The 22,354-nt window shown below is 60.1% G+C and carries 32 protein-coding genes; 30 read left to right on the top strand and 2 right to left on the bottom strand.

The window, feature by feature from the left end; all coding sequences use genetic code 11:
- Positions 1 to 7: 7 nt before the first annotated feature.
- A complete protein-coding gene (locus tag EL199_RS05285; RefSeq protein WP_232008352.1) occupies positions 8 to 1,966 on the bottom strand; it encodes a terminase large subunit domain-containing protein in 1,959 nt (652 codons plus the stop codon).
- Here EL199_RS05285 and EL199_RS05280 point away from each other — a divergent pair.
- From EL199_RS05280 to EL199_RS13645, 29 genes are all read left to right on the top strand, one after another.
- Positions 1,929 to 2,708 (top strand): capsid scaffolding protein, encoded by a 780-nt coding sequence (locus EL199_RS05280; protein ID WP_040354481.1) that lies wholly within the window; start codon positions 1,929 to 1,931, stop codon positions 2,706 to 2,708. The genes EL199_RS05285 and EL199_RS05280 overlap by 38 nt on opposite strands.
- A gap of 9 nt (positions 2,709 to 2,717) precedes the next feature.
- Positions 2,718 to 3,734: a phage major capsid protein, P2 family gene (locus EL199_RS05275; protein ID WP_004139445.1), complete on the top strand. Its 1,017-nt coding sequence runs from the start codon at positions 2,718 to 2,720 to the stop codon at positions 3,732 to 3,734.
- Positions 3,735 to 3,737: 3 nt separating this feature from the next.
- Positions 3,738 to 4,427, top strand: a complete 690-nt coding sequence (gpM, locus tag EL199_RS05270) for a phage terminase small subunit (protein ID WP_004139443.1) — start codon at positions 3,738 to 3,740, stop codon at positions 4,425 to 4,427.
- A 168-nt stretch (positions 4,428 to 4,595) separates the two neighbouring features.
- Positions 4,596 to 4,799 carry a helix-turn-helix transcriptional regulator gene (locus tag EL199_RS05265; protein WP_004139442.1) on the top strand — a complete coding sequence of 68 codons (204 nt, stop codon included), beginning with the start codon at positions 4,596 to 4,598 and terminating at the stop codon, positions 4,797 to 4,799.
- Complete coding sequence (locus tag EL199_RS05260; protein ID WP_004139441.1) at positions 4,796 to 5,236, top strand: head completion/stabilization protein; 441 nt, start codon at positions 4,796 to 4,798, stop codon at positions 5,234 to 5,236. The genes EL199_RS05265 and EL199_RS05260 overlap by 4 nt, the downstream gene beginning before the upstream one ends.
- Before the next feature lie 12 nt (positions 5,237 to 5,248).
- Positions 5,249 to 5,449: a tail protein X gene (locus EL199_RS05255; protein WP_004139439.1), complete on the top strand. Its 201-nt coding sequence runs from the start codon at positions 5,249 to 5,251 to the stop codon at positions 5,447 to 5,449.
- A 2-nt stretch (positions 5,450 to 5,451) separates the two neighbouring features.
- Positions 5,452 to 5,880 carry a hypothetical protein gene (locus EL199_RS05250; RefSeq protein ID WP_004139437.1) on the top strand — a complete coding sequence of 143 codons (429 nt, stop codon included), beginning with the start codon at positions 5,452 to 5,454 and terminating at the stop codon, positions 5,878 to 5,880.
- Entirely contained in the window at positions 5,840 to 6,331 is a 492-nt protein-coding gene (locus EL199_RS05245) for a lysozyme (RefSeq protein ID WP_050768030.1), read from the top strand. Before EL199_RS05250 ends, EL199_RS05245 begins: the two co-directional genes overlap by 41 nt.
- Positions 6,321 to 6,740, top strand: coding sequence for a hypothetical protein (locus tag EL199_RS05240; protein ID WP_004139433.1), 420 nt, complete (start codon positions 6,321 to 6,323; stop codon positions 6,738 to 6,740). Before EL199_RS05245 ends, EL199_RS05240 begins: the two co-directional genes overlap by 11 nt.
- Positions 6,676 to 6,891, top strand: a complete 216-nt coding sequence (locus EL199_RS05235) for a hypothetical protein (RefSeq protein ID WP_126316017.1) — start codon at positions 6,676 to 6,678, stop codon at positions 6,889 to 6,891. Before EL199_RS05240 ends, EL199_RS05235 begins: the two co-directional genes overlap by 65 nt.
- Positions 6,852 to 7,061 (top strand): TraR/DksA C4-type zinc finger protein, encoded by a 210-nt coding sequence (locus EL199_RS05230; RefSeq protein WP_004139432.1) that lies wholly within the window; start codon positions 6,852 to 6,854, stop codon positions 7,059 to 7,061. The genes EL199_RS05235 and EL199_RS05230 overlap by 40 nt, the downstream gene beginning before the upstream one ends.
- Positions 7,045 to 7,458, top strand: coding sequence for a phage tail protein (locus tag EL199_RS05225; RefSeq protein ID WP_004139430.1), 414 nt, complete (start codon positions 7,045 to 7,047; stop codon positions 7,456 to 7,458). Before EL199_RS05230 ends, EL199_RS05225 begins: the two co-directional genes overlap by 17 nt.
- Positions 7,455 to 7,916 (top strand): phage virion morphogenesis protein, encoded by a 462-nt coding sequence (locus EL199_RS05220; RefSeq protein WP_004139423.1) that lies wholly within the window; start codon positions 7,455 to 7,457, stop codon positions 7,914 to 7,916. Before EL199_RS05225 ends, EL199_RS05220 begins: the two co-directional genes overlap by 4 nt.
- The gene (locus EL199_RS05215) at positions 7,913 to 8,425 is read left to right on the top strand and encodes a phage baseplate assembly protein V (RefSeq protein WP_004139420.1); all 513 of its coding nucleotides are present in this window, start codon (positions 7,913 to 7,915) and stop codon (positions 8,423 to 8,425) included. The genes EL199_RS05220 and EL199_RS05215 overlap by 4 nt, the downstream gene beginning before the upstream one ends.
- A gap of 8 nt (positions 8,426 to 8,433) precedes the next feature.
- Positions 8,434 to 8,658, top strand: a complete 225-nt coding sequence (locus tag EL199_RS05210) for a hypothetical protein (protein WP_126316016.1) — start codon at positions 8,434 to 8,436, stop codon at positions 8,656 to 8,658.
- On the top strand, positions 8,658 to 9,044 hold the full coding sequence (locus EL199_RS05205; RefSeq protein ID WP_004139414.1) for a GPW/gp25 family protein: 387 nt from the start codon (positions 8,658 to 8,660) through the stop codon (positions 9,042 to 9,044). Before EL199_RS05210 ends, EL199_RS05205 begins: the two co-directional genes overlap by 1 nt.
- Positions 9,045 to 9,121: 77 nt before the next feature.
- Entirely contained in the window at positions 9,122 to 9,967 is an 846-nt protein-coding gene (locus tag EL199_RS05200) for a baseplate assembly protein (protein WP_004139411.1), read from the top strand.
- A complete protein-coding gene (locus EL199_RS05195; RefSeq protein ID WP_004139410.1) occupies positions 9,967 to 10,848 on the top strand; it encodes a phage tail protein in 882 nt (293 codons plus the stop codon). The genes EL199_RS05200 and EL199_RS05195 overlap by 1 nt, the downstream gene beginning before the upstream one ends.
- Positions 10,848 to 11,330, top strand: coding sequence for a hypothetical protein (locus tag EL199_RS05190; protein WP_004139408.1), 483 nt, complete (start codon positions 10,848 to 10,850; stop codon positions 11,328 to 11,330). The genes EL199_RS05195 and EL199_RS05190 overlap by 1 nt, the downstream gene beginning before the upstream one ends.
- Positions 11,331 to 11,335: 5 nt before the next feature.
- Positions 11,336 to 13,273, top strand: a complete 1,938-nt coding sequence (locus tag EL199_RS05185; RefSeq protein WP_004139406.1) for a DUF4815 domain-containing protein — start codon at positions 11,336 to 11,338, stop codon at positions 13,271 to 13,273.
- 2 nt (positions 13,274 to 13,275) lie between these two features.
- On the top strand, positions 13,276 to 14,463 hold the full coding sequence (locus EL199_RS05180) for an alpha-crystallin domain-containing protein (protein WP_004139405.1): 1,188 nt from the start codon (positions 13,276 to 13,278) through the stop codon (positions 14,461 to 14,463).
- A gap of 10 nt (positions 14,464 to 14,473) precedes the next feature.
- Positions 14,474 to 14,743 carry a hypothetical protein gene (locus tag EL199_RS05175; protein WP_004139404.1) on the top strand — a complete coding sequence of 90 codons (270 nt, stop codon included), beginning with the start codon at positions 14,474 to 14,476 and terminating at the stop codon, positions 14,741 to 14,743.
- Between the two features lie 94 nt (positions 14,744 to 14,837).
- Positions 14,838 to 16,082, top strand: coding sequence for a hypothetical protein (locus tag EL199_RS05170; protein ID WP_004139403.1), 1,245 nt, complete (start codon positions 14,838 to 14,840; stop codon positions 16,080 to 16,082).
- A gap of 3 nt (positions 16,083 to 16,085) precedes the next feature.
- Positions 16,086 to 16,613 (top strand): hypothetical protein, encoded by a 528-nt coding sequence (locus EL199_RS05165; protein ID WP_004139402.1) that lies wholly within the window; start codon positions 16,086 to 16,088, stop codon positions 16,611 to 16,613.
- Positions 16,610 to 17,128: a hypothetical protein gene (locus EL199_RS05160; RefSeq protein ID WP_004139401.1), complete on the top strand. Its 519-nt coding sequence runs from the start codon at positions 16,610 to 16,612 to the stop codon at positions 17,126 to 17,128. The genes EL199_RS05165 and EL199_RS05160 overlap by 4 nt, the downstream gene beginning before the upstream one ends.
- Positions 17,125 to 18,309, top strand: a complete 1,185-nt coding sequence (locus tag EL199_RS05155; protein ID WP_004139400.1) for a phage tail sheath protein — start codon at positions 17,125 to 17,127, stop codon at positions 18,307 to 18,309. Before EL199_RS05160 ends, EL199_RS05155 begins: the two co-directional genes overlap by 4 nt.
- A 10-nt stretch (positions 18,310 to 18,319) precedes the next feature.
- Positions 18,320 to 18,826 carry a phage major tail tube protein gene (locus EL199_RS05150; RefSeq protein WP_004139398.1) on the top strand — a complete coding sequence of 169 codons (507 nt, stop codon included), beginning with the start codon at positions 18,320 to 18,322 and terminating at the stop codon, positions 18,824 to 18,826.
- 24 nt (positions 18,827 to 18,850) lie between these two features.
- Complete coding sequence (locus EL199_RS05145; RefSeq protein ID WP_004139396.1) at positions 18,851 to 19,174, top strand: phage tail assembly protein; 324 nt, start codon at positions 18,851 to 18,853, stop codon at positions 19,172 to 19,174.
- Positions 19,159 to 19,314: a GpE family phage tail protein gene (locus EL199_RS13645; RefSeq protein WP_081447809.1), complete on the top strand. Its 156-nt coding sequence runs from the start codon at positions 19,159 to 19,161 to the stop codon at positions 19,312 to 19,314. Before EL199_RS05145 ends, EL199_RS13645 begins: the two co-directional genes overlap by 16 nt.
- A gap of 48 nt (positions 19,315 to 19,362) precedes the next feature.
- On the opposite strand, the gene EL199_RS05135 is transcribed toward EL199_RS13645, so the two are convergent.
- Entirely contained in the window at positions 19,363 to 19,554 is a 192-nt protein-coding gene (locus EL199_RS05135) for a hypothetical protein (protein WP_004139394.1), read from the bottom strand.
- A gap of 63 nt (positions 19,555 to 19,617) precedes the next feature.
- On the opposite strand from EL199_RS05135, the gene EL199_RS05130 reads away from it, so the two are divergent.
- A complete protein-coding gene (locus EL199_RS05130) occupies positions 19,618 to 22,335 on the top strand; it encodes a phage tail tape measure protein (protein ID WP_004139392.1) in 2,718 nt (905 codons plus the stop codon).
- Positions 22,336 to 22,354: the final 19 nt, after the last annotated feature.

Raw genomic sequence — 22,354 nt, 5'->3', positions numbered from 1 at the left:
CCCAAAATTAAAAAATACGGGCAAAACCGCGTTTGCCGGAGAAGCCGGCCTCATCAATAGTACCGAGTGGATCGTTGATGAGCGCGTGCATTGTCGCCCATGCCAAATCAGCATGGCCGGTGGCCGCAGTACGGTTTGCCTTGTAAGTAACCTGCCGCCCGCTGCCCGTCTGCGCCTGATGGATGGTCAAAAAGGCGTGGGCGATGTCCGTCCATCCGGCGTCCCATTGCAGGCGCCCGTGGTGAATGAGTTGCTTCGCCTTCAGTACCATTTCATTCTTGGCTTCGACCGTGTAAATAATTTTCCTGGCGCGCGGATAAAACTGGCGCACTAGGTCATAAACCGCCTGACCGATGCCGGTGGCATCAATGGCAATATTGGCGACGTTATAGATGGCGCAAAACTCCCGAATTTTTTGCGCCTGACCATCAAAATCCAGCCCGTTGAAACTTTGCTTGTCAACAATGCGGAAAACCCCGCCTTCCACCCGTGGCGGCGCAATGACGACAAGCGAGGCATCATCCTGCGAGCGGCTGGGATCATAACCAATCCACACCGGCGCATCATCGAGAGGGCGCGGGGCGAGCGGGGTGTAATCTTTCCACAGCGTCCACGCATCGACCATGCAGCGCTGCAATTCCGCCATCTTGAAAATGCTGTCCGTGTCATTGACGAATTGGCACATGAGCAGGTTTTCAAATTGCCCCGGCGGGAATTTAATCCGCAGTTTTTCCATTGTTACCCGGTCAAAACCGCTGTTAATGGCGTCCTCGATGGTAATCACCTGACGGAAATAGCCGTCCTCGCACAGCCGCCCATCCTTGAGCGCCTTATGCGACACGTCCAAATCAATATGCTCGGATTTTGGGCGGCCTTTGTTGAATTCCGCCCCCGTCCATAACGGATAGGCCTCATGGGTAACGGTTGAAGGCGTGGAGAAATAGGTAATGCGGCGGTCATCGTGAACCGTCATCCCGGCGGCAACGTGCTGGATTTTCTTGAATTGCGGAATCCAGAAATATTCGTCAATGTACAAATCGCCGGAATAGGATTGCGCCGTATTGGAATTGGTGCCGAGAAAATAAAGGGTGGTACCGGGCGACAATTTTATATGTTCGCCCTTGAGCTGCACGCCCAACACCTCATCGACGAAGGCGATAATATTGCTGCGGAAAATGTGCGCCTGACTTTTCGAGGCAGAAATGAAGATTTGATTTTTCCCCGTTTCCAATGCCGTCAATAATGCTTCCTGCGCAAAATAATACGTCGCGCCAATTTGGCGGCTTTTGACGTATTGGCGCATTTCGTATTTTTTCGAGTGTTCATACCATGCCATTTGGTGCGGATACATCCGCTCCCGAAATGCGCGCTTTAATTCGGCAATCATGTCGGCGTCGAATTTTCCGGAATCGCCGCGCTCCTTTGCCTTTTTGCGCTTGCCCTCATTGCGTCTGCGCACATTGGGATTCAAATCCGCCTCATTGCCGCCGTCCTGATAACGACCAATCCGTGCCGTCCGTTCGAGGATTTTGGCAAGTTTGTCCATTTCGTTGTAGTCCTTCTCGGACTTGTCGTCTTTGGCGACGAGGACGGCGAGGCGCACGTCGATTTGCTCCTCAATACGGCGAGCGATGGGCGCCCTGTCCCAGCCTTCGCGCGTTTTCCACGAGCGCACGGTGGTATCGGGGATACCCATTAGACGGGCGATTTCCGCACAAGTAAAACCCCGCCAGAATAAAAGGCGGGCATTTTTTTCAGGGGATAAATCAGGATGAAGCAAAGTAGTCATGCCGCGCATGATGGACAGGCGCGCACGCGGGCAAAAGAGCATTATTTCCACAATCCCGCATTGTGGAAACGCGCCGATTGAGTGCAGGAGCAAAGGCGACAACAATCGTGCCACCGAATCACCAGCCCCGGAGCATCCCTTGAAATACCACATTGTCGCCACCGAAGGCGCAACCATTGACGGCCGCCACATCAGCGGCGAACAGCTCGAACAAATGGCGAAGAATTACGACCCCGCTAAATACGGTGCGCGCATTTGGCTGGAGCATATCCGTGGCCTGTATGCCGACAGCGCTTTCCCGGCATTGGGCGACGTTACCGCGCTCAAAACCGAAAAGAACAAGGACGGCAAAACCGTCCTGCTCGCCGCCATTAACCCGACCCCGGAACTGGTGAAAATCAATCAGGCGGGGCAAAAGGTTTACACCTCGATAGAAATCAATCCGAGATTTGCCGATACCGGCGAAGCATACCTTGTTGGATTGGCTGTTACTGACAGCCCGGCCAGCACCGGCACCAGCCGCCTTTCCTTTAGTGCCATCCAGAAAGAACCGGAACATTTGTTTTCCGATTATGTTCAGGCTGATTTGAGCGACGAAGAAAAGCCGTCGCCCGGCATCATGGACAAAATCAGGGCGATATTTTCCAAACAGGAAAATGCGGAAAAAGACAACGGCAAACGGTTCGCCGGAATTGAAGAAGCCATTACCACCGTCGCCAATGAATACAGCGCGGGCAAACAGGCATTGCAGGGGGAAATTGACACGCTGAAAAACCAGCTTTCCGGGCTGCAAAAACAATTTACCGAATTGAAACAGGCGATGGATACCACCCCGGCCAATCCGCCAGAACCGGCACAATTATTTGCTGCCCCGCGTCCCATTGCCAATGGCACGACCGACATCCAAACCGATTGCTAAGGACTACAAATGCACAAGCAAACCCGCGACCATTTCAACAAATTCCTGCACCGCATCGCAGAATTAAACCATGTTGCCGACGCCACGCAGAAATTCAACGTCGAACCATCCGTTGAACAAAAGCTGCTGGAGAAAATTCAGGAAACCAGTCCTTTCCTGACGCTGATTAACCATATCACCGTTGACCAGCAAGAAGGCGAAAAAGTCTTTATTGGTGTGAATAGCACCATTGCCGGGCGAACCGATACCAGTGGCAATGCCGAGCGGCAAACGCGCGACGTCAAAACCTTGTCCAATGACAAATACCGTTGCGAACAAACCAACTTTGACACGCATATCCGCTACAACACCCTCGATAGTTGGCGGCACCGCCCCGAATTTCAATCATTGCTGCGTTTGGCAACCAGCAAACAAATTGCGCGCGACCGCCTGATGATCGGCTTTAATGGTACATCGGTTGCCGCTGATACCAACCGCACCACCAATTCCAAACTGCAAGACGTCAATATTGGCTGGCTGCAACAACTACGCGCACATAAATCCAGCGCAGTCATGAATGGCAAAAAAATCGGCAACCTCAATGACAAGGACTACCCGAATATTGATGCCGCCGTATATGACGCTGCGCACGAATTGATTGAGCCGTGGTATCACGATGACGAGTTAATCGTTATCGCCGGACGCAAATTGCTGACCGACAAATACCTGCATTTGATTGGCGACAACGATAAACCGACCGAGCGCCGCGCGCTGGAAAGCCTAATGGTCAGCCAATTATTCGGCGGTTTGAAAACCATTGCGGTGCCATTCTTCCCCGAAGATGCCTTCATGATTACGCCGCTGTCAAATCTCTCTATCTATACGCAAGCCGGTTCGACTCGCCTGTATTACCTCGATAACCCGAAAAAAGACCGCATCGAAGAATACCGCAGCATGAATGAATGCTACGTCATTGAAGATTATGACGCCTGCTGTCTGGTCGAAGGTATCAAAGTACCGAAAGCCGACGGCTCTGGCTGGGAGTAAAACATGGCAAGCCCTGCACGATTGCACAAACAGCGCGAGGAAGCCCGCCGCGCCGCCGAACGTGCCGCCACCGAAGAAACCCCGGTGCGCGGCAGCGCGCATGAACTGGCGCTGGCGCAACTGGCGCAAGACAAGCGCCAGCTGAAAGAAATCCAGTCCACCGAACGACGCCAAGAACGCAAGGCCGAGCTGATGGCAGAAAACTGGAACGCCTATATCGACGGCGCACTCGCCGCCGACAGCGGCGCACATGACCCGGTCATCAGCCAAATGCTGCCGTGGTGTTTCGACGTCGGCGACATCGAGCGCGCCTTGCGCGTTGGTGATTACCTTGTCCGTCACGACCTGCCCGCCCCGGAAAGTTTCGCGCGCAGCGCTCCGGCACTCTATGCCGAGCTGGCCGCCGAGGCATGGCTGCAAACCCCGGACGGCAAAATCCCGCCCGTCAGCGCCTTGCAACTGGGCGACGTGCTGGATGCGGTCAGCGGTCATGACATGGTGGACGAGATTGTCGCCAAACTGCACCGCGCCCTCGGCGAGGCACTGTATTCCGAAGGCGACAACGAACGCGCCCTTGACCATCTGCGCCGCGCCGTCGAGCTGAATGCCAAAGTCGGTGCGAAACCGCTGATCGCCAAAATCGAAAAAGAAATCGCGGAACAGGCGGCGGCAAACCAACCCCCGTCGCAATAACCCTCTCAACCAGCCCGCGCGGGGCGCGGCGGCGCAAAGGCTTTCCGTTAGTTTCACCTTTGTCCGCTGCAACCGCGCACCTGTGGGAAGCCTGCGCGTGGCAGGGATGACGGGTTTTTCTCCTGTTACCGTCATCAACCACGCACTTTTTCTTATAAGGATTTTGCCATGAGCGAATTAAATACATTCGGCGAAACGATTAAGGCGGCACGGAAAACTGCAAAGCAATCGTTAAAGGCAATGGCGGCGGAATTAGATATATCCGTACATCAATTAGCTGCCATCGAAGAAGGCCGTAAAGCCGTATCGCTACCGCTGGCCAAGAAGATTGCCGAATATTTCAAAGCGCGCAATGCGTCGGAGGAATCATGAGCGTCGTTATCCCGCATGGCCCCGGCAATCCGAAACCGAATGAAGACCTGATTACGCCACCGGATGATTTTTATCCGCCGTTATCCGTTGCCGAATGGAAGCTGCGAATGCGTGTGGATGATAACGTCAGTCCCGCGCGCAGTATCGAAACCCTTAACCGCGCCATGCTCGACATCACAGACGAGCTGCAACCGTGGCGCGCGCAACAGACCACCGCCACGCTCGCCGCAGGCCGCGACACCGCGCGCTACCTGCAAGCGGTGTGGCAACGCGCCAAAGCGTATGAGCTGGAGCAATACCGCGACATCGACACCACCGACAGCGGCAGCCGTCGCGCCGAGGGTATCGAGAGCCGCATTGATACCGCGCTGCAACGCTCCCGCGAGGCATTACGCCGCCTGATGGGACGCGGCCGCGCGACCATCGTCCTGATATGAGGAGCGCCATGAATGCAAACCGCTTACGCACACCAGCACGAAACCCTCGACGACGTCCTCTACCGTATTACCGGCAACACCGCGCCGATAGCGCAAGTTATGGCGGCCAACCCGCACGCCTTGCACTCGCCACGGCTGGCAGAGGGGACGCCCGTCCATATTCCACGCATCCCGGCAGCCAAGCCCACGCCCACCGTCAAACTTTGGGAATAACCATGCCCGACCCGATTACCAACAGCACCCTCGGCGGCGCGGCGCAACCCGCCCTCGGAGCGGTACTGACCAAAATCCTCATTTACATCGTCGGCCCGGTCGCCGCCAGCATCGTCGTCATGACGATGGCGCAGCCGAAAAGCCCCCGCGAATGGTTTAGCGCCATCATCAGCACCGTCATGTGTTCGATTGGCCTAGGCAGTTACGTCATCAGCCATTACCTCAACCTGCAACCGCTTGCCGATGAGCTGGCCGGGATGCAGGCGGGAGCCATCTATTTTTTGTGCGGTCTGCCCGGCTGGACGGCGGTGCGCGCCATTTTTTACACGTTGGAACGCTACCAGCAAACCGACATCCTCGCCATCCTCGCAAAACTACGGAGCCATGACCATGACCAAAGCAACCCGCCAAATGACCCAAACCGGCATTAAATCCCTGCTCGCCCGCGAGGGCAGCCGCAGCAAAATGTATTACGACGCGGCAGGCCTGCCGACCATCGGCGTCGGCCACCTGCTCACACGCTCGGAGATGACCAGCGGCAAAATCTGGATTGACGGCGAGGCCATCCACTGGCGCGACGGCTTGAGCAACGACCAGATTACCCGCCTCTTTGACCGCGACAACGACCTTGCCGAAGCCGCCGTCAGCGATTTGGTCAAGGTTGCGCTGGCTGACCACCAGTTCGATGTGTTGGTCAGCTTCGTCTTCAACGTCGGTATCAACGCCTTTCGCAAGTCCACCCTGCTGCGCAAATTGAACGCTGGTGATTACGCCGCCGTCCCTGAACAGTTGCATCGCTGGATATACGCAGCGGGCAAACCCGTCCTCCGCCTGCGCCGCGAAGAAGAGGCACGCCAATGGGAGACGCCCTATGCTGTCTAAACCGCTGGCCATCATGAGTGCGGCGGTGCTGATTGCCTACAACATCGCCTCGGTCGGCTATGCCTACCGTGCCGGACAGGCGAGCGTGCAACGTCAACAACTGGAGACCTTTGTCGGCGAGCTGCAAACGGCCATTGACCGCCACAACGTGCAACTCCTGCGTTATGACGTGCTGGCCGCCGAATTTGCCGCCAACCACGAACGCACCCAAAACCAACTGAAACAAACCGGGGACACCCTCAATGCCTACCTTGCAACGATTGACCGGCAAAAGCCTTGCCTTGAGTCTGGCGCTGTCAGCCTGCTCAACCAGCACATACGTCCCTCCACCCAGCCCGCCGGTATTGCCCCCGCCGCCGGTCGAAGCGAGCGCCCTGCGCCCCTGCGCCGACCTGCCGCTACTCAATGACGGCAGCCTCGGCGACCTCATCGATTGGATCAGCCGTGCCACCAGCCAATACCGCGACTGCCAAACCCGCCACGCCTATGCCACCGACTGGATTAACACCACCCGCACCCAATGGACATCGCCGACAAAGCCGCCGAAATCGAAGAAATGAACCGCGCGCAAGCGCTCGCCGCCCGCCGCCGCATCCCCGCCGCCCCCGGCTGCGCCGAATGCGAAGATTGCGGCGACCCCATCCCGGAAGCGCGGCGCCGCGCCTATCCCTCGGCCACACGCTGCACCGAATGCCAAGCCCGCCACGAACGCCATGCAAAAAATCGCTGACCTGCGACAATCCCTGCTCGAAAGCGGCCTGAACATCCAGCCGGAAGACCTCACCGTGCGCGTCAAAACCGGCACGGTGCGCAGCCATTACGAACACCCCGACCAGGCGACCAACCAGAACCTGCGCCTCGAATACAGCGCCGAAGTGCTGATTGTGGAGTACCACGGTTCGCCGGCTGCCGCCTGCTGGATGGTCGCCCGGTGGTTGCACAATGCCCAACCCGGCCATAAACCGGACGCTCTCAAATTTGAGGCGGATATATTGGACGACGAGCGTGCCGACCTGCTGATTACCGTCAGCGGTCTCACCGACATCTACCACGTCCGCAACGCCGCCGACGGCATCCACATGGATGTTTGCACGCCGACCCATATCGACCGCAAGGTGTACCCGTGATAATTACGATGGAGAGCAACTTTGGGGCGCTGGAGCGCTGGATTGCCGTCACGGTCGCCCGCCTCTCGCCCGCCGAACAGCGGCAACTATTCCGCCGTGTCGGCGAGGACTTGCGCCGCGTCAATGCCCGCCGTATCGGCGCACAGACTGCGCCGGACGGCTCAACATGGCTGGAGCGCAAACCACAAGAGCGCCGCCGTGCGCGCAATGGCAAGATGATGCTCAAGCTACGCCAGCGCGGCCACCTGCGGCAAAAATTCATCGGCGACGGCGTGCGCGTCGGATTTTTCGGCCGTGACGGCTATCTGGCCAACGTCCACCATTACGGCAAGTCCCAGCAACTACGCTACGGCATCGCCCAATACCCGCGCCGTGAACTGCTCGGCATCAATGAGGCAGATCAGGCGATGATCCGCGAGAGCCTGCTCCGCCACCTCCACATGATTACCAACCCATGAGTTTTCTCCGCGCCGACATCCCTCGGCAAACCAACAACGTGCTGCGCATCGCCACCGTCGCCGCAATCGACTGGGAGACGCGCCAATTCCGCGCACAGACCGGCGAAATAACTACCAACTGGCTGCCCTTCCCGGCGTGGATTAGCCATAACTACCGCCATTGGCTGCCGCTGCGCGAGGGTACGCAAATCGTCCTCACCGTGGACGGCGGCGACTACAACACCGCCACCGTCGTCGGAATGCTGTGGTCGGATGACGTCCCCGCGCCAGATATCCCGGTTGATGACCGCCCGTGGATTGACCGCCTCGAATTTGAGGACGGCACCCGCGTCGAGTACGACAGCAAGCGGCAAAAGCTGCTGATTGACACCCCCGGCGAAATCACCCTGCGCGCGCAGGCGGTCAAAATCGAATCCAAAACCCTCACTCACAACGGCACCAACGTCGGCGATACTCACACCCACCCCGGTGTCATGCCCGGCGGTGCCAGCACCGGCACACCGCAATGACCGCCAGCGTGCAAACCATCCGCCGCGTGATTGCATTCCCCGCGCCCGAACGGACAGCACCGAAATTCGGGCAAAAATATTTCATGCCGCATTTCGGCTACGGCTATCCGAAAGCCGAAAGCCGCCGCTGGTTTAGCTTGCCGCTGGACTGGCGCAATCTGGAACATGGTTTGGTTCATCTCACCCCAACGGCGGCAATGGAACACGCAAGAGCGTTATGGGAGCAAAAATAATGCCCATCGAACAACAAGCCGATACCCGCCCCGGCAACGGCGCCTTTGCCGAAACCGACATGAGCCGCGACAGCGGCCGACCGGTCGCCGACAAACTGGCCGCCATCCGTCAATCGTTACATGACATCTTCACGACGCCCATCGGCTCGCGCATCCAGCGGCGCGAATACGGCAGCTACCTCTTTGCCCTCATCGACGCGCCGATGAACCCGGCTAACCGCCTGCGCCTTGCCGCTGCGCTGGTCGATGCGGCTACCCGCTGGGAGCCGCGCGTCACGTTGGAGAGCGCGATTATCGAGGTCGGCATGGACGGCAAAACCGTCCTCAACTATCGCGCCCGCCTGCTCGATGACGCAGAATTGCAGGCGCAAGCCATCCTCCAATAACCGACTTAATTTCCACAATCCGCGTTTGTGGAAATCCGCCGCTCGCCCGCATGCAATGCCGTTGCGACAATGCGGGCATGAGCGCAGCAACCCCCGAAATTCCCAACGTTATCGAAGCCCTCGATTACGAAACCATCCTCACCCGCCGCAAGGCGGCATTCGTTGCGCGCTGGCCGCAAGACCAGCAACAGGCGTGGCGCGATACCCTCGCCCTCGAATCCTCACCCGTCACCAAACTCCTCGAAGAAAACGCCTACCTCGAACTACTGTTGCGCGCACGCATCAATGACGCCGCCGCGAGCAACCTGCTCGCCTTCGCTCGCGACCGCGACCTCGACCGCCTCGCCGATTTTTACGGTTTGGAGCGCCGCGCGGACGAGAGCGACGAGGCATTCCGCACGCGCATCCGCGAGCGTATCCGTGGCGCATCCACCGCTGGCCCCGCCGCGCATTACCGCTGGCACGCCCTCTCTGCCGACCCCGCCATCCGCGACGCCCATGTGGACAGCCCGCGCCCCGGCTTGGTCCGTATCAGCATCACCAGCCACAGCGGCACGGTGGATACCGACCTGCTCGCCCGTACCCGTGATTACCTCAACCGCAACGACATCCGCGTCCTCACCGATACGCTGGACATCCGCGCCGCCACCGTCAAAACCATCGACGTCGCCGCCACCATTTGGCTGCTGCCCGACGGCAACGCCGACCTCATCCACACCCTGCCCGATACCTTGCGCACCGCCGTCGGTACCCAGCTCGGTTTGGGTCGCGACCTCACCCGCAGCTGGCTCATCCGCACCCTGCACGCAGACGGCGTGCAACGGGTTGTCCTCACTACCCCGGCGCAAGACGTGGTCATCGCAGCTGACGAGGCGGCAGCCATCGGCGCGGTCAAACTCACCCTCGGCGGGCGGGATTACTGATGCGGCAGGATTTGCTACCCCCCAACAGCACCGCGCTGGAACAGGCGTTGGCACAGATTGGCGCGGGCATCCTTGAGCTGGGCGACGACGACGCCATCCGTGGCCGCAAATTCAACCCGCCGGACAACTGGCTCGATGCGCTGATTTACGAGTACGCCCTCGGCGAGATAACCCCCTACATCCACGACAAGCGCCAGCTCATCCGCGAGGGCATCCGCTGGAGCCGCTGCCGTGGTACGCCGCAGTCGCTGCACCTCGCTTTCGCGTGGGTCGGCCTATCCGCCGACATTATTGAGTCCGGCCCATCTGCCGAGCGCAATGACCCCGGTGCAACTTACCAGCCGCACCGCCACTTTGCCGAGTACGACCTGCATCCGCACGGCGTCCTCACCCCCGAACAAATCTGCCTGTTGGTACGCCTTGCCCTGCTGTCGCAGCCGGTGCGATCCCGTCTGTGGCGGCTGGTGTACGGCTACGACCGGGGCGTCTTCCGCCTTGACCACAGCCCGCTGGATTGCGACCTGCTCGACGATGATTCCGGCATCCGCATCGGCCGCACTGAATTGCCCTGCCTGCCACCGGGTAGCGACCCAAAAATCTCCTTTCGCAACCGCCACGCTAGCCACGCCGTCCGCGAAGAAAGCGAAGCGTGGGCGGTGGTCATCATCACCGTGGCCAGCCATGCAATCAGCCGCGAAAGTCACGTCCTCTATCTCGACGACCTGCCGCTTCCCTTTGAGATTTACACCGCGCTCTCCGCCGCAGGCAACCCGCGCGGCGTCGCCGTGTACTACGGGCAAATCTGGGCAGACCAGCCGTGGCCGCGCAGCAACTGGACCAACACCAACGCCATCATCACCAACTGCAAGGAACCCGACTAATGGCCATCCTTACCACCAGCGGGCGCGTCGCGCTCGCCACCGCCATCAAGGCCAGCACCCTGCATCTTGCCTGGGGGCGCGGCCTGCCCGCATGGGACAGCGACACCCCGCGCGAGCCGCGCAGCGCATTGGCGCTGACCGACGAAATCGCCCGGCGCAAAGTAAACGCCGTCCACTACTGCAAACCGCAGGACGACGGCGACATCGTCATGCTGGGCGCGCGCTTTGCCCGTAGTGACACGCCGACCGCCAACCTCTACCTGCGCACCGAGTTTGAGTTTAACGACGGCCTCGGCGAGACCGTCCGCGAACTCGGCGTATTCCTCGGCACCGAAATCCTGCCCAACCGCCCCGCCGGGCAAACCTACTTTCTGCCCGGCGACCTGCAAAGCCCCGGCACGCTGCTCGCCATCGACTACATCACCGCCATCAAGCGCGGCGTCGGCGCGCGCCAGACCTTTGATTTTGTCATCACCTTCTGACCGCCATGCCCAATACAGACATCAATCTTGCCAACTACTACCGCCGCGACACGGCACACGAGGAGCAAATCCTTTTCCGCGCCGGCCTCGGCCTACAGTCCCCCGAACTGAACGAAATGCAGGCCATCCATGCCGCAGTCATCCGCCGCATTGCCGACCGCATCATGAGCGACGGCGCCATCATTTCCGGCGGCGCGGTCGTCATTGACGCCGATACCGGCGCGACTACCTGCGCCACCGCCGAAATCTACCTGCGCGGCCGCGTGCGTGATGTTGCCGAACGCAAACTCACCATCCCGACCAGCGGCACGGTGGAAATCGGCGTCTGGCTGACCGAAACCGTCGTCACCGAACTCGAAGACCCCACCCTACGCGACCCCTGCGAAGGCACACGCAACTACGACGAGCCGGGGGCGGCACGCCTGCGCGTCAGCGCCGTTTGGGGATTGTCCACCGACGGCGGCACCGGCAATTTTTACCGCGTGTACGACGTCGAGGACGGCCACCTCAAAATCAAGACCGCACCGCCCGACCTTTCCGGCTTTGCCGCCGCCCTCGCCCGTTACGACCGCGACAACAACGGCGGCCATTACGTCATCGACGGCCTGCGGCTGGTGTGGGTATCAGCGACCGACACCGAAGAAACCTACTCGCTGCAAGAAGGTAAGGCGCACGTCTATGGCCACGAAATCGAGCTGGCCACGGCCTTGCGCCTGCGCTACCCGTTTGACCCCGACCTGCAACTCATCCAGTCCGAGCCGCACCAATACAACGGCGGCGCCACCGGCAAGATGCGGGTCAATGTAGATCGCGCCCCGATCCACGACGTGCGCAAGTTGACCATCCACCGCGAGAAAACCGAGACCGTACTGCACGGCAGCTATGCGGGCGTCGCCGATGCCCTGCCCGACCCGGCCGTCATTGAAATCGTCAAGGTGCAACAGGGCGGCACCACCTACAAGCAGACCAAAGATTACACCCTCAACGCCGGGCAAATTGACTGGTCACCCGCAGGTGCCGAGCCTGCCCCCGGTAGCAGTTACAGCGTGACCTACCGCCACATCGTGCAAGTCGAGCCGATTGACCTCGACGAGCGCGGCTTCACCGTGGAAAACGCCGTCGCCGGCTCATTGGTGCAAGTCGATTACCAGACGCGCCTGCCGCGCACCGACACCCTCACCCTGGACCGCAAGGGCAACCTGACCCGCATCAAGGGGATGCCGCGCCGTGTGAACCCGAAAGCACCGCCTGCAACCACCGGCCAGCTGGAGCTGGCGCAGTTGCATCACACTTGGTTCAAGGATGCGCCAACCGCCGTGCGTATTACTGCCATCGTCGCTGTCAGCATGGGGACGTTGCAGGATATGCGTCGCGACATCTTTGACCTCTACGACCTCGTCGCCATCCTCAATCTCAAGACCGACGCGTCCTCCACTGCCCCGGCGGCGACGCGCGGCGTCTTTGTCGATCCATTTACCAACGATGCCATGCGCGACCTCGGCCAAAGCCAGACGGCAGCGATTGTCAATGGCGAGCTGATGCTCCCCATCCGTGCCGACGTCGCGCCGTTATCGGACGCGACCGCACCGCTCACCCTGCCATTCAAAAAGGTGGTACTGGTCGAGCAGACGGCACGCACCGGCCATATGCGGATTAACCCCTACTCTGCCTTTGACCCGATTCCGGCGACCGTCACCCTGACGCCGCCGGTCGATTACTGGACGCAAACCGAGACCGTCAATGGTGCGGACGTGACCCGCATCTTTGGCAGCGGTGGCGCAACGCGCACCAGCGAGAGCATCGAGCGGCGAACCGTCGGCACGCGCAAGGCCGAGACACTACGCCCCATCACCATCACCTTCCGCGCCGAGGGATTCCGCCCGGACGAAGAAATCCGCCGGGTCATCTTTGACGGCATCGAAATCGCCGTGGAGGCGGCATAACCATGAGTATCCATGCAGACCACAGCGGCATCGCCCGCGGTAAATTTGCCATCCCGACCGGCATCCCGGCAGGGGTCAAAAGCGTCGAAATCATCGGCGAGCGCGGCAGCCGTGGCCTCGCCCAGTTCACCGGGCGCGGCGAGATTACCCTCGAAGAACGCCGCCGCGTCATCACCGTTACCCGTTACGACCCGCTGGCGCAGACCATCACCCTGCTCACCGAGGGGCGGCACATTGCGGCCGTTGGCCTGTGGTTTGAGGACATCGGCGACAAGCCCGTAACCGTACAAATCCGCGAGACGGCCACCGGCCTGCCAACCGGCGCGGTACTCGCCGAGGCGCGCATCACCGCTGCACAAATCAAGGGCAACGGTGAAGAAACCGTCGTCGATTTTGCGACCCCGCTCTACATCGAGGCGCTACAAGAAATTGCGGTCGTCATCCTCACCGACGACAACAAACACAGCCTCGCCATCGCCGAAGTCGGCCAATACGACCGCCGCGCCGGCCGCTACGTCACCGAACAGGGTTACAGCGTCGGCGTGCTGCTGTCCTCATCCAACGCCTCAACGTGGACGCCGCACAACAACGCCGACCTCGCGTTTCGGCTGTATGCCGCCGAATTCACCGCGACCGAACACACCATCGACCTGAAAACGCAAACCGCGCACCACACCTCCGACCTCTACCTGATGGCGGACGTTGAGCGCCCAGGCGTCGAAACGGACGTCAACTTCACTTTCGTGGCGGACGAGCGCCGCTACCCGCTGCAAGACAAGCAGACCGGACGGCTGGACGTGCGCACCGACGGCGACCTGACCGCCAAAGTCACCCTGCGCGGCAGCAAAACCCGCTCGCCGGTGGTGTATCCCGGCGCATTGCTGGCGCTGGGCGACCTGCAAGAGACCGCGACCTACATCAGCCGCGCCGTGGTCGCCGGCAGCGGGCAGGCCATCGTCACGCTGGAGAGCAACACCCCCAGCGGCAGCGCGCTGACCGTAGAAATCGAAATCGACGGCACATGGAAATCCTGCACTCCGGAAAACGGCGAACCGCTCGGCGACGGCTGGGTGCGCAACGAATACAAACAGGCGATCAGCGGCGGCGACACCGTGCGCTGCCGCATCACCCTCTCCGGCAACATCAGCGCCCGCCCGCGCGCCCGCGCCCTGCGCATGGTTACGACATAAGGAGGCACAAATGCCAAACGACCAAACGGCCCACTACAAATTCCCGCTGCCGCACCCGGAACACCTGTTGTCCGAAGACGTTGACCGCATACGCGAAAGCCTGACCGCCGCCGACCGTGCCATCTATGAGGCAGCACAAGAGGCAAACAGCGCGCTCGCCGCAGAGGCCACCGCGCGGGAAGCGGCAATCACCGCCGAAACAACGGCACGGGGTAAAGAAAAAGCGGCAACCGATGCCGCCATTGAAGACACCCTCGTTTTAGCACTTGCTGGTTTGTAAAACATCCTCCTCCCCCCGTGGGGGAGGGCCGGGGTGGGGTTTGCCCGCATACCTCGCTGTCTAATGAACCAACCGAAACCCGGAACCCAAGCACATGACCCCTGAACAAAAAGCGGCAATCGCCGCCAAACTCGGCGCAGATTTGAGCAAGTTGCCAGCGTTGCAGCTGGTCAAACTCTGCCTGCTGCACCGCGCACAACCGACCGCACTCGACACCTTCCCGGCAGCCCTTGCCGCCGAAATCACCCGCCGCTACACCAGCGAGGAACTCGGCAAAGACAGCACCTATTACAGCGTGCTGCAAAACTTCGCCAACCAATTCCAAAGCCCCATTTCGCGCTTTCATGCGGCGCTGTTGGAAATGGCCGGCACCGTGAACCGCGACATCTGGTTCACCGACCACGAAGCACTATTCCGCAGCGCAATTGACAACGACGAAGTAGCCACGTGGCTGGCCGCCAAGGCGCAAGAGGACATCCTCAACAAATGCCTGCGCAACCGCATCGCTCTCGGTTACCTCGCGCAAAGCCAAACCACGGCCACCGCCATCCTCGCCAACGAAACCGCCTGCGCCCTGTGGAAAGACGCGCCCGATCTGTGGCAAGTGTGGCCGCAACACGCGCCCGGCATGACGGTCATCGCCAAAAGTGCCGAGCTGACGCAATACATCACCGACACCCCGGCTGCACTGGCTGCGGTCGTCGCATCTGCCAACGCCATGCAAGCCTTGATTGCATCACCTACCGCCCGCCGTGTTTGGGTGGATTCCGAGGTGGCGATGCGTACCGTTGCCGCAAGCGAGGTGGCGATGCGTGCCGTTGCCAGTAGTCAGGTAGCGATGGCAGCCGTTGCCGGTAGTCAGGTAGCGATGGCAGCCGTTGCCGGTAGTCAGGTAGCGATGGCGGCCGTTGCTGTTTCAAGCGTAGCGCTTGCCGAAATCATCCAAACCGCTACTGGTCGCGCGGCGCTGATTGCCCACAACGACAACCTGCAAGCGGTGCGCCAACAAATCTATGACACGGTCAAAGCCAGCTGGAAACGCAAAGTGAATGTTAATGGCGGCAGCAGTAGCAGCCCCGGTGTGGAGGCAACAATTACCAACCCCATCAAATCACCGGAGAACGCATTGGTTTTTGCTTGCTTGGGACACTACAACGGACATACAAGGGGCGTCCATCAACTCAAACACCCAGACGGGAGCATCGCCGCACAAAATCCGCCCGGGCGCGTACATCCAACCAGCATGGTCGCCGTGGATGGCATCAGTTTTGGCGGCGCCAGCATTTATGTCGCAAGCAACTTCGGCTATTCATACGTCGAACTTTGGACGAAGGAGTAAATCATGGGCTACCACATTTTGAACGCCGACGGCGAAATCTGCGGCTGGACAGAAACCCCGTTTGAACCTGCCGAAGGGCAGCGGCTGGTCGATGAAAACGACTACCACCACGACCCGCAAGCGGCGCTCGCCGCCGCAAAAACCGCCAAACTGCACGCAGCCGCCAGCGCCGCACAAGCCTTTATCGAGGCAGTCGCTGGCCTCAATGGTGTGCCGCAATTCGAGCGCGACTCATGGGCGGCGCAGGCGTTGGAGGCGCAAGCGTGGGCGGCGGACAAGCAGGCATCCACGCCAATACTGGCAGGCATCGCGCAGGCGCGTGGTGTGCCTCTGGACGAGCTGCGCGCCAAGGCGCTTGCCAAGAGCAACGCCTTTACGGCGCTGACCGCCAGCGTTGCCGGACAGCGGCAGGCGCTTGAAGACCAAGTCCGCGCCGCCGAAGACCTCGCCGCACTCGATGCCATCGCCATCCACTACAAGCCACCGATGATGCCAATGATGCCGGCAGCACCTGCTGGAGGTGACGCATGAGCGTTTACGTCGCCTTTTACAAAGGTCGCCCACGCCCCGGTGCATCGCTGCGTGAGCGCGTCAAATACCTGTTCGACGGCACTATCCGCCTGCTCACCCGCTCGCCCTACTCGCATTGCGAACTGGCCATCCCGGATACCGCCCGCCCCGGCGTCTATTTCTGCGTGTCGGCGTCGGTGCGCGACGGCGGCGTGCGCGGCAAATTCATGGCGCTCCCCGGCGACCGCTGGGACTTACTGCCCGCCATCGACCCTGAATACCTGCGCGATCCCTCCCACTACGACCGCGCCCTGCGCACCCTGCCCGCCGAAACAGTCAGCGACTGGCTGCGCCGCTATCAGGGGCAGCGCTACGACTGGCTCGGCGTCTTCCGCTTTGTCTTTCCCTTCCTGCGCCAGTCCGGTATGCGCTGGTTTTGCAGCGAATTTGTCGCCACTGTCCTCGGCATGGACAACCCCGCACAACAATCCCCCCAATCCATCTATCAGTACCTCTATGGAGTAAGCACAAAATGAGTACCGAATATTTGCATGGCGTTCGCGTCATCGAAATCAACAACGGCAGCCGCCCACTGCGCACCGCCTCGACTGCGGTGATCGGGCTGGTCGCCACTGGCGAAGACGCCGACGCGGCCACATTTCCGGAAAACCGCCCCGTCCTCATCAGCAACCTGCCCGAAGCCATCGGCAAGGCGGGAACCAAAGGCACGCTCGCCCCGGCGCTGTCTGCCATCTACAAGCAGACCAACGCCCTGACCGTCGTCGTCCGCGTGCCGACCTCGAAAGAAAATAACGACAACGGCGCCGACCAAGACGCCAAGACCATCGGCGCGTTTGAGAACGGCCGCTACAGCGGCGCGAAGGCGCTGCTCGCTGCCAATGCCGAACTGGGCGTCGTGCCGCGCATCATCGGCGCGCCGGGGCTGGACAGCCAAGCGGTTACGACCGAGCTGGTGGACATCGCCAAGAAAATACGCGGCTTTGTCTATGCGCGCGCCATCGGCACCACCAAAGAGGAGGCGGTTGCCTACCGCGCCAACTTCAGCGCACGCGAGCTGATGCTGATTTGGCCGGATTTCACCGGTTTCGACGAGACGGCGAAAAAAACCAACACCATCCACGCCACCGCCGTTGCCCTCGGCCTGCGCGCCAAACTCGACCACGAGGTCGGCTGGCACAAAACCATCTCCAACGTCGCCGTGGACGGCGTGACCGGCCTCACCGTGGACATTGGCTTTGACATCACCAGTACGGCGACCGACGCCAACTACCTCAACAGCAAAGAGGTCAGCACGCTGGTCCGCGAGCAGGGCTTCCGCATTTGGGGTTCGCGCACCTGTTCGGATGACCCACTGTTTGCCTTTGAATCCTATACCCGCACCGCGCAAGTCATCGCCGAGACCGTCGCGCGCGGCCACCTCTGGGCCATCGACAAACCACTATCGCCCGGCCTCGCTGGCGACATCATCACCGGCATCAATGCCTCGCTGCGTACCCTGACCAGCGACGGCTACCTGCTCGGCGGCGAGGCGTGGTACGACGACAAGATCAACAACAAGGACACCCTCAAAGCCGGGAAACTGGCCGTAAGCTACAACTTCACGCCGGTGCCGCCGCTGGAAAACCTCAACCTGCGGCAATCCATCACCGATATCTACCTCATCGACTTCGCGCGCCGCGTCGAAGCCGCCAATTAAGGAGTGACCCATGCTACCCAAGATTATCAAAGACGCGATCCTGTCCGTTGATGGGCGGGGCTATGCGGGCATCGTCGATAACGTCGAATGGCCGAAAGTTGCCCGCAAAACCGAAGAATACCGCGCGGGCGGAATGCTCGGCCCGGTCATGCTCGACCTCGGCCAAGAAGCGATGGAGCTGACCTTTGAGGCCAGCGAACAGACCAGCGAAATGATTGCCGCCTACGGCGTCTGCGGGTTGGCCGGTGTCACATTCCGCATCAACGCCAGCGCCGAATCAGAGATGAACTGCGACGGCCACGGCATCGAAGCGATTATGACCGGCCGCCTGAAAGAAATTGATTTTGGCTCCTCGAAGCCCGGCGAACTGCAAAAAACGAAATACACCGTATCACTCGCCACCTTCAAGTACGCCATCGATGGCCGCACCCTGTACGACATTGATTTCCCGAACAACATCTACATCGTCAATGGCCGCGACCTGCTGGAAAAGCGCCGCGCCAACCTCAAACAGTAATCCCCTGACACATAGGAGCAAACCATGAAAGAAAACGAAGCCGTCAAACCGCGCGTCCTCAAACTGAAAACCCCCATCATCCGCGACGACAAACCCGTGCATGAAATCAGCCTGCGCGAACCGAGCGCGGGCGAGCTGCGCGGCATCCGCCTGTTCGATCTGACCCAGGGCGACGCCGAGGCGGTAATCAAACTGCTGCCGCGTATCAGCTCCCCGACGCTGACCCCGGCGGAAGCAAACAAGCTCGCCCTGCGCGACTTTGCCCGCGCGCTGATTCTGGTCGCCGAAATGTTCGCCCTTGATGACGAGGACGGCGAGGCGGCGGGAAAGCCATCCCCCGCAGCGTAGAAGACGCATGGGCCGATATCAATATCGTCTTCGGCGGCGGCTGGCCGCCGAGCGAACTCGACCGCATGAGTCTCGCCGAGCTGCTGCGCTGGCACGCTGTCGCCATCGAGCGTAACCGGCAGGCGCAGCAACCGGTATGAAAAAGCCGCCCAGAAGGGCGGCACAAGCAAGGAAGAACACATGAAAAATTATCTGGTACGGGACGCCTGCCACTCACGCTCGGCCTTGATGCGTTCGCGACGTGCCTTGACCTCGGCGCGCCACAACTGGTACGGCTCGATGATTTCCTCAAAGAGGAAATTGCCCAGCCCTTTAAGAAATGCGGCAGAAACCAAAATGACCACCGTCCATACAACGCACGACAAAATAACCTGATCCATGATTGACCTCCCGTGTTTTACCTGTCCCCATCATACAATAACCCGCTGAAAAGGTAAATATTTATGGCTGATTTGAATTTGCAGGTGCGTCTGCGTGCGCTTGACGAAATGAGCCGCACATTCCGCAACATCGGCGCGGCCAACAGCCGCCTGATGCGGACATTCGACCAAAACCGCAATGCCCTGCGCCGCCTGAACGACCAGCTGCGCAATGTTGAGGCGTACCGCCGCCAACAAGAGTCCATGCGGCAGACTGCCGACAACATCGAGCGGATGCGCAACCGGATGCAGCGGCTACAGCAACAAATGGGCGGGCTACGGCACGGGTCGCAACGCTGGCGAGAGCTTGCGAGCCAGTTTGATCGCGCCAGCCGCGATCTGGCGCGACTGGAAAGCATCCAGAACCGCGAACAGCAACGGCTGGTCGAACTGACGCAACGCCTGCGCGCAGCGGGTATCAATACACGCGAACTGGCGCGCGAGGAAGACCGCTTGCGCAACAGCGCCAACCGCACCAACGCCGAACTCGAACGGCAGGCGCAGCGGCTGCAACGCATCGCTGAACGACACCAGCGCAACGAGCGTCGCTTGCAGACGGCGGCGAATGCCTCAATGGCCGGTTACGTTGGCATCAACACCGCGCAGCGCGCCGGGCAAATCATCGCCTCACCGGTCAAGGAATATATGCAACAGGAGCAGGCCTCGACAGACCTAAAGGTAACGATGATGCGCGCCGACGGCAGCTATGGTGCGTTTGAGGAAATCAACAAACAGGCGATACAGCTCGGCAACGTCCTGCCCGGCACCACCCAAGACTTTATCAACCTCGCCCGCTCCCTGAAAGAACAGGGCGTAAAAGACGCGGTCATGACCGGCGGCGGCCTGCGCGCGGCGGCAGAAATGGCCGTGCTGATGAACATGGGACAAGAGGAAGGCGGCACCTTCGCCGCGCGGATGATTGAGGCACATGGCCTCAACCCGGACGACATCAACAAGGCGGCCGACATGACCCAGCGCGCTTACTTCGCCTTCGGCCTCAAGAAGGACGACATGGCCGAGGCCATGAAATATTACGCACCAACGGTCAATTCGCTCGGCATCACCGGCGAAGAAAACTACAAGAAACTGCTCGCCATTCAGGGCATGGCGGCACGGCAAGGCCTCGAAGGCTCGATGTTTGGCACGAACTTTTCCGCGATGCTGGGCCGGTTGGCCAAAGGCCCGGAAATGATCCGCAAGGCTAAAAGCGGCATGAAGGCCGAAGCCAAACACATCATGCGCGGCGCAGGCGTGGATTTCGATTTTTACGACCAAAAAGGCAAATTCAAAGGCACCGAGGCCATGATTGCCGAACTGGAAAAATTGAATACCATCCAGAAAAAATTTGGCGAACAAAAGGCGCTACTGGTCGCCAAAGAGCTGTTTGGCGAAGAAGCCGGACGTCCGGCAATGATGTTGGCGCAACAAGGGCTGGAAGGTTACCGCGCTGCTTTGGCCGACATGGACAAACAAGCCGACGCCAATGCGCGTATTGCCGAAAAGACCTCAACGCTCTCGGCCGCCTTTGAGCAATTAGGCGGCGTCGCCGGGATGCTGTCCGGCATGATTGGCGAAACCTTGCGCGAATCCCTGCTGTGGTTTGCGCAAGCCGCGCAAGATTTTTTGGGAGACACTCTGCAACCGTGGCTCAAGGAACATAAAACGCTGGTGAAATGGGTCATGATTGGCGCGACCGCTTTTGCGGTTCTGGCTGGCGTGAGCGGCGTTGCCCTGCTGGCCTTCGCCGGATTTAATGCGGCGTTGGTTGCGGGCAGCAAAATCCTGTTCGGCTCGATTGGCATCATCAGTAGACTCGGCAGCCTGTTGTCGCGCCTTGCCATTGGCGCCGGGGGGTGGGCATGGATAATCGGTGGCAAATTGTTTGGCGCATTGCGCCTGTTTGCCGTCTTCGCCGGAGGTTTTGCAAAAATGGCACTCACCACACTCGGCAACGTGGTTTTATGGCTTGGGCGGGCATTCCTGCTGTTAGGGCGCTTCATTATTGCCAACCCGATTGTGCTGGCGATTGCTGCCATTGCCGCCGCTGGCTGGTGGCTTTACAACAATTGGGAAAACGTAACCGGCTTTCTCAAGGAATGTTGGGAGGGACTAAAAAATTGGTGGCTGAATAACCCCGTTTCCTCTGCCATCATTGACGGCTTTTCCCAGGCAATCGAGTTCTTTGCCAATTTGCCCGGCAAACTTTGGGACATGATGATTGCAGCCGGGACGTCCATTATCAACGCAATCGGCAATTGGGACGTTTACAACGCGCTGGTCAGTGCTTTCAGCGAAGGCATTGAATGGGTCGCCAATAAAATCAAATGGCTGTCTGACAAAATAAAAGGTGCCATCAATGCCATGAAAGAGTTGCTCGGCATGGGGGAAGAAGGGAGCATACTGGAACGTAAAGACCTTGCCCCGAAATCCCTGAAAGACGCCCAACAGCTTCGTGAATATGACAACAAAATGAAGCAGAAAGCAGACATGATGGAAAAAGCGGGATTCCCCCTCAAACCCTATGACGGCGTTCCCCGCCCTGCCAAACCCCTTGCCGCCCGCAACAACCTGTCCTCAAACAGCAACACCACCGTCAACATCAACGTCAGCGGTGGCGGCAGCAACAAAGAGTTGGCGGCAGCCATCGGCAAAGAGGTGCGCGGCGCACTCGCCAACGAACGGCGGCGGCAGGGCGGCAGCAACCGCAGCGCTTTCTACGACACCGACGCCGCGCTCGCATAGGAGGCCACCATGTTAATGT

Source organism: Cardiobacterium hominis, from assembly GCF_900637305.1.
Classification (GTDB): domain Bacteria; phylum Pseudomonadota; class Gammaproteobacteria; order Cardiobacteriales; family Cardiobacteriaceae; genus Cardiobacterium; species Cardiobacterium hominis.
Note: the sequence above shows the minus strand (reverse complement) of the source record. Positions and strands in the feature narration are given on the sequence as shown.

Bases quoted from the DNA above. Each gene is read 5' to 3' on its own strand.
- EL199_RS05285 (WP_232008352.1), bottom strand. From the start codon at position 1,966: ATGGTTGCGCCTTCGGTGGCGACAATGTGGTATTTCAAGGGATGCTCC.
- EL199_RS05275 (WP_004139445.1), top strand. From the start codon at position 2,718: ATGCACAAGCAAACCCGCGACCATTTCAACAAATTCCTGCACCGCATC.
- gpM (WP_004139443.1), top strand. From the start codon at position 3,738: ATGGCAAGCCCTGCACGATTGCACAAACAGCGCGAGGAAGCCCGCCGC.
- EL199_RS05265 (WP_004139442.1), top strand. From the start codon at position 4,596: ATGAGCGAATTAAATACATTCGGCGAAACGATTAAGGCGGCACGGAAA.
- EL199_RS05260 (WP_004139441.1), top strand. From the start codon at position 4,796: ATGAGCGTCGTTATCCCGCATGGCCCCGGCAATCCGAAACCGAATGAA.
- EL199_RS05255 (WP_004139439.1), top strand. From the start codon at position 5,249: ATGCAAACCGCTTACGCACACCAGCACGAAACCCTCGACGACGTCCTC.
- EL199_RS05250 (WP_004139437.1), top strand. From the start codon at position 5,452: ATGCCCGACCCGATTACCAACAGCACCCTCGGCGGCGCGGCGCAACCC.
- EL199_RS05245 (WP_050768030.1), top strand. From the start codon at position 5,840: ATGACCAAAGCAACCCGCCAAATGACCCAAACCGGCATTAAATCCCTG.
- EL199_RS05240 (WP_004139433.1), top strand. From the start codon at position 6,321: ATGCTGTCTAAACCGCTGGCCATCATGAGTGCGGCGGTGCTGATTGCC.
- EL199_RS05230 (WP_004139432.1), top strand. From the start codon at position 6,852: ATGGACATCGCCGACAAAGCCGCCGAAATCGAAGAAATGAACCGCGCG.
- EL199_RS05225 (WP_004139430.1), top strand. From the start codon at position 7,045: ATGCAAAAAATCGCTGACCTGCGACAATCCCTGCTCGAAAGCGGCCTG.
- EL199_RS05215 (WP_004139420.1), top strand. From the start codon at position 7,913: ATGAGTTTTCTCCGCGCCGACATCCCTCGGCAAACCAACAACGTGCTG.
- EL199_RS05205 (WP_004139414.1), top strand. From the start codon at position 8,658: ATGCCCATCGAACAACAAGCCGATACCCGCCCCGGCAACGGCGCCTTT.
- EL199_RS05200 (WP_004139411.1), top strand. From the start codon at position 9,122: ATGAGCGCAGCAACCCCCGAAATTCCCAACGTTATCGAAGCCCTCGAT.
- EL199_RS05195 (WP_004139410.1), top strand. From the start codon at position 9,967: ATGCGGCAGGATTTGCTACCCCCCAACAGCACCGCGCTGGAACAGGCG.
- EL199_RS05190 (WP_004139408.1), top strand. From the start codon at position 10,848: ATGGCCATCCTTACCACCAGCGGGCGCGTCGCGCTCGCCACCGCCATC.
- EL199_RS05185 (WP_004139406.1), top strand. From the start codon at position 11,336: ATGCCCAATACAGACATCAATCTTGCCAACTACTACCGCCGCGACACG.
- EL199_RS05180 (WP_004139405.1), top strand. From the start codon at position 13,276: ATGAGTATCCATGCAGACCACAGCGGCATCGCCCGCGGTAAATTTGCC.
- EL199_RS05175 (WP_004139404.1), top strand. From the start codon at position 14,474: ATGCCAAACGACCAAACGGCCCACTACAAATTCCCGCTGCCGCACCCG.
- EL199_RS05170 (WP_004139403.1), top strand. From the start codon at position 14,838: ATGACCCCTGAACAAAAAGCGGCAATCGCCGCCAAACTCGGCGCAGAT.
- EL199_RS05165 (WP_004139402.1), top strand. From the start codon at position 16,086: ATGGGCTACCACATTTTGAACGCCGACGGCGAAATCTGCGGCTGGACA.
- EL199_RS05160 (WP_004139401.1), top strand. From the start codon at position 16,610: ATGAGCGTTTACGTCGCCTTTTACAAAGGTCGCCCACGCCCCGGTGCA.
- EL199_RS05155 (WP_004139400.1), top strand. From the start codon at position 17,125: ATGAGTACCGAATATTTGCATGGCGTTCGCGTCATCGAAATCAACAAC.
- EL199_RS05150 (WP_004139398.1), top strand. From the start codon at position 18,320: ATGCTACCCAAGATTATCAAAGACGCGATCCTGTCCGTTGATGGGCGG.
- EL199_RS05145 (WP_004139396.1), top strand. From the start codon at position 18,851: ATGAAAGAAAACGAAGCCGTCAAACCGCGCGTCCTCAAACTGAAAACC.
- EL199_RS05135 (WP_004139394.1), bottom strand. From the start codon at position 19,554: ATGGATCAGGTTATTTTGTCGTGCGTTGTATGGACGGTGGTCATTTTG.
- EL199_RS05130 (WP_004139392.1), top strand. From the start codon at position 19,618: ATGGCTGATTTGAATTTGCAGGTGCGTCTGCGTGCGCTTGACGAAATG.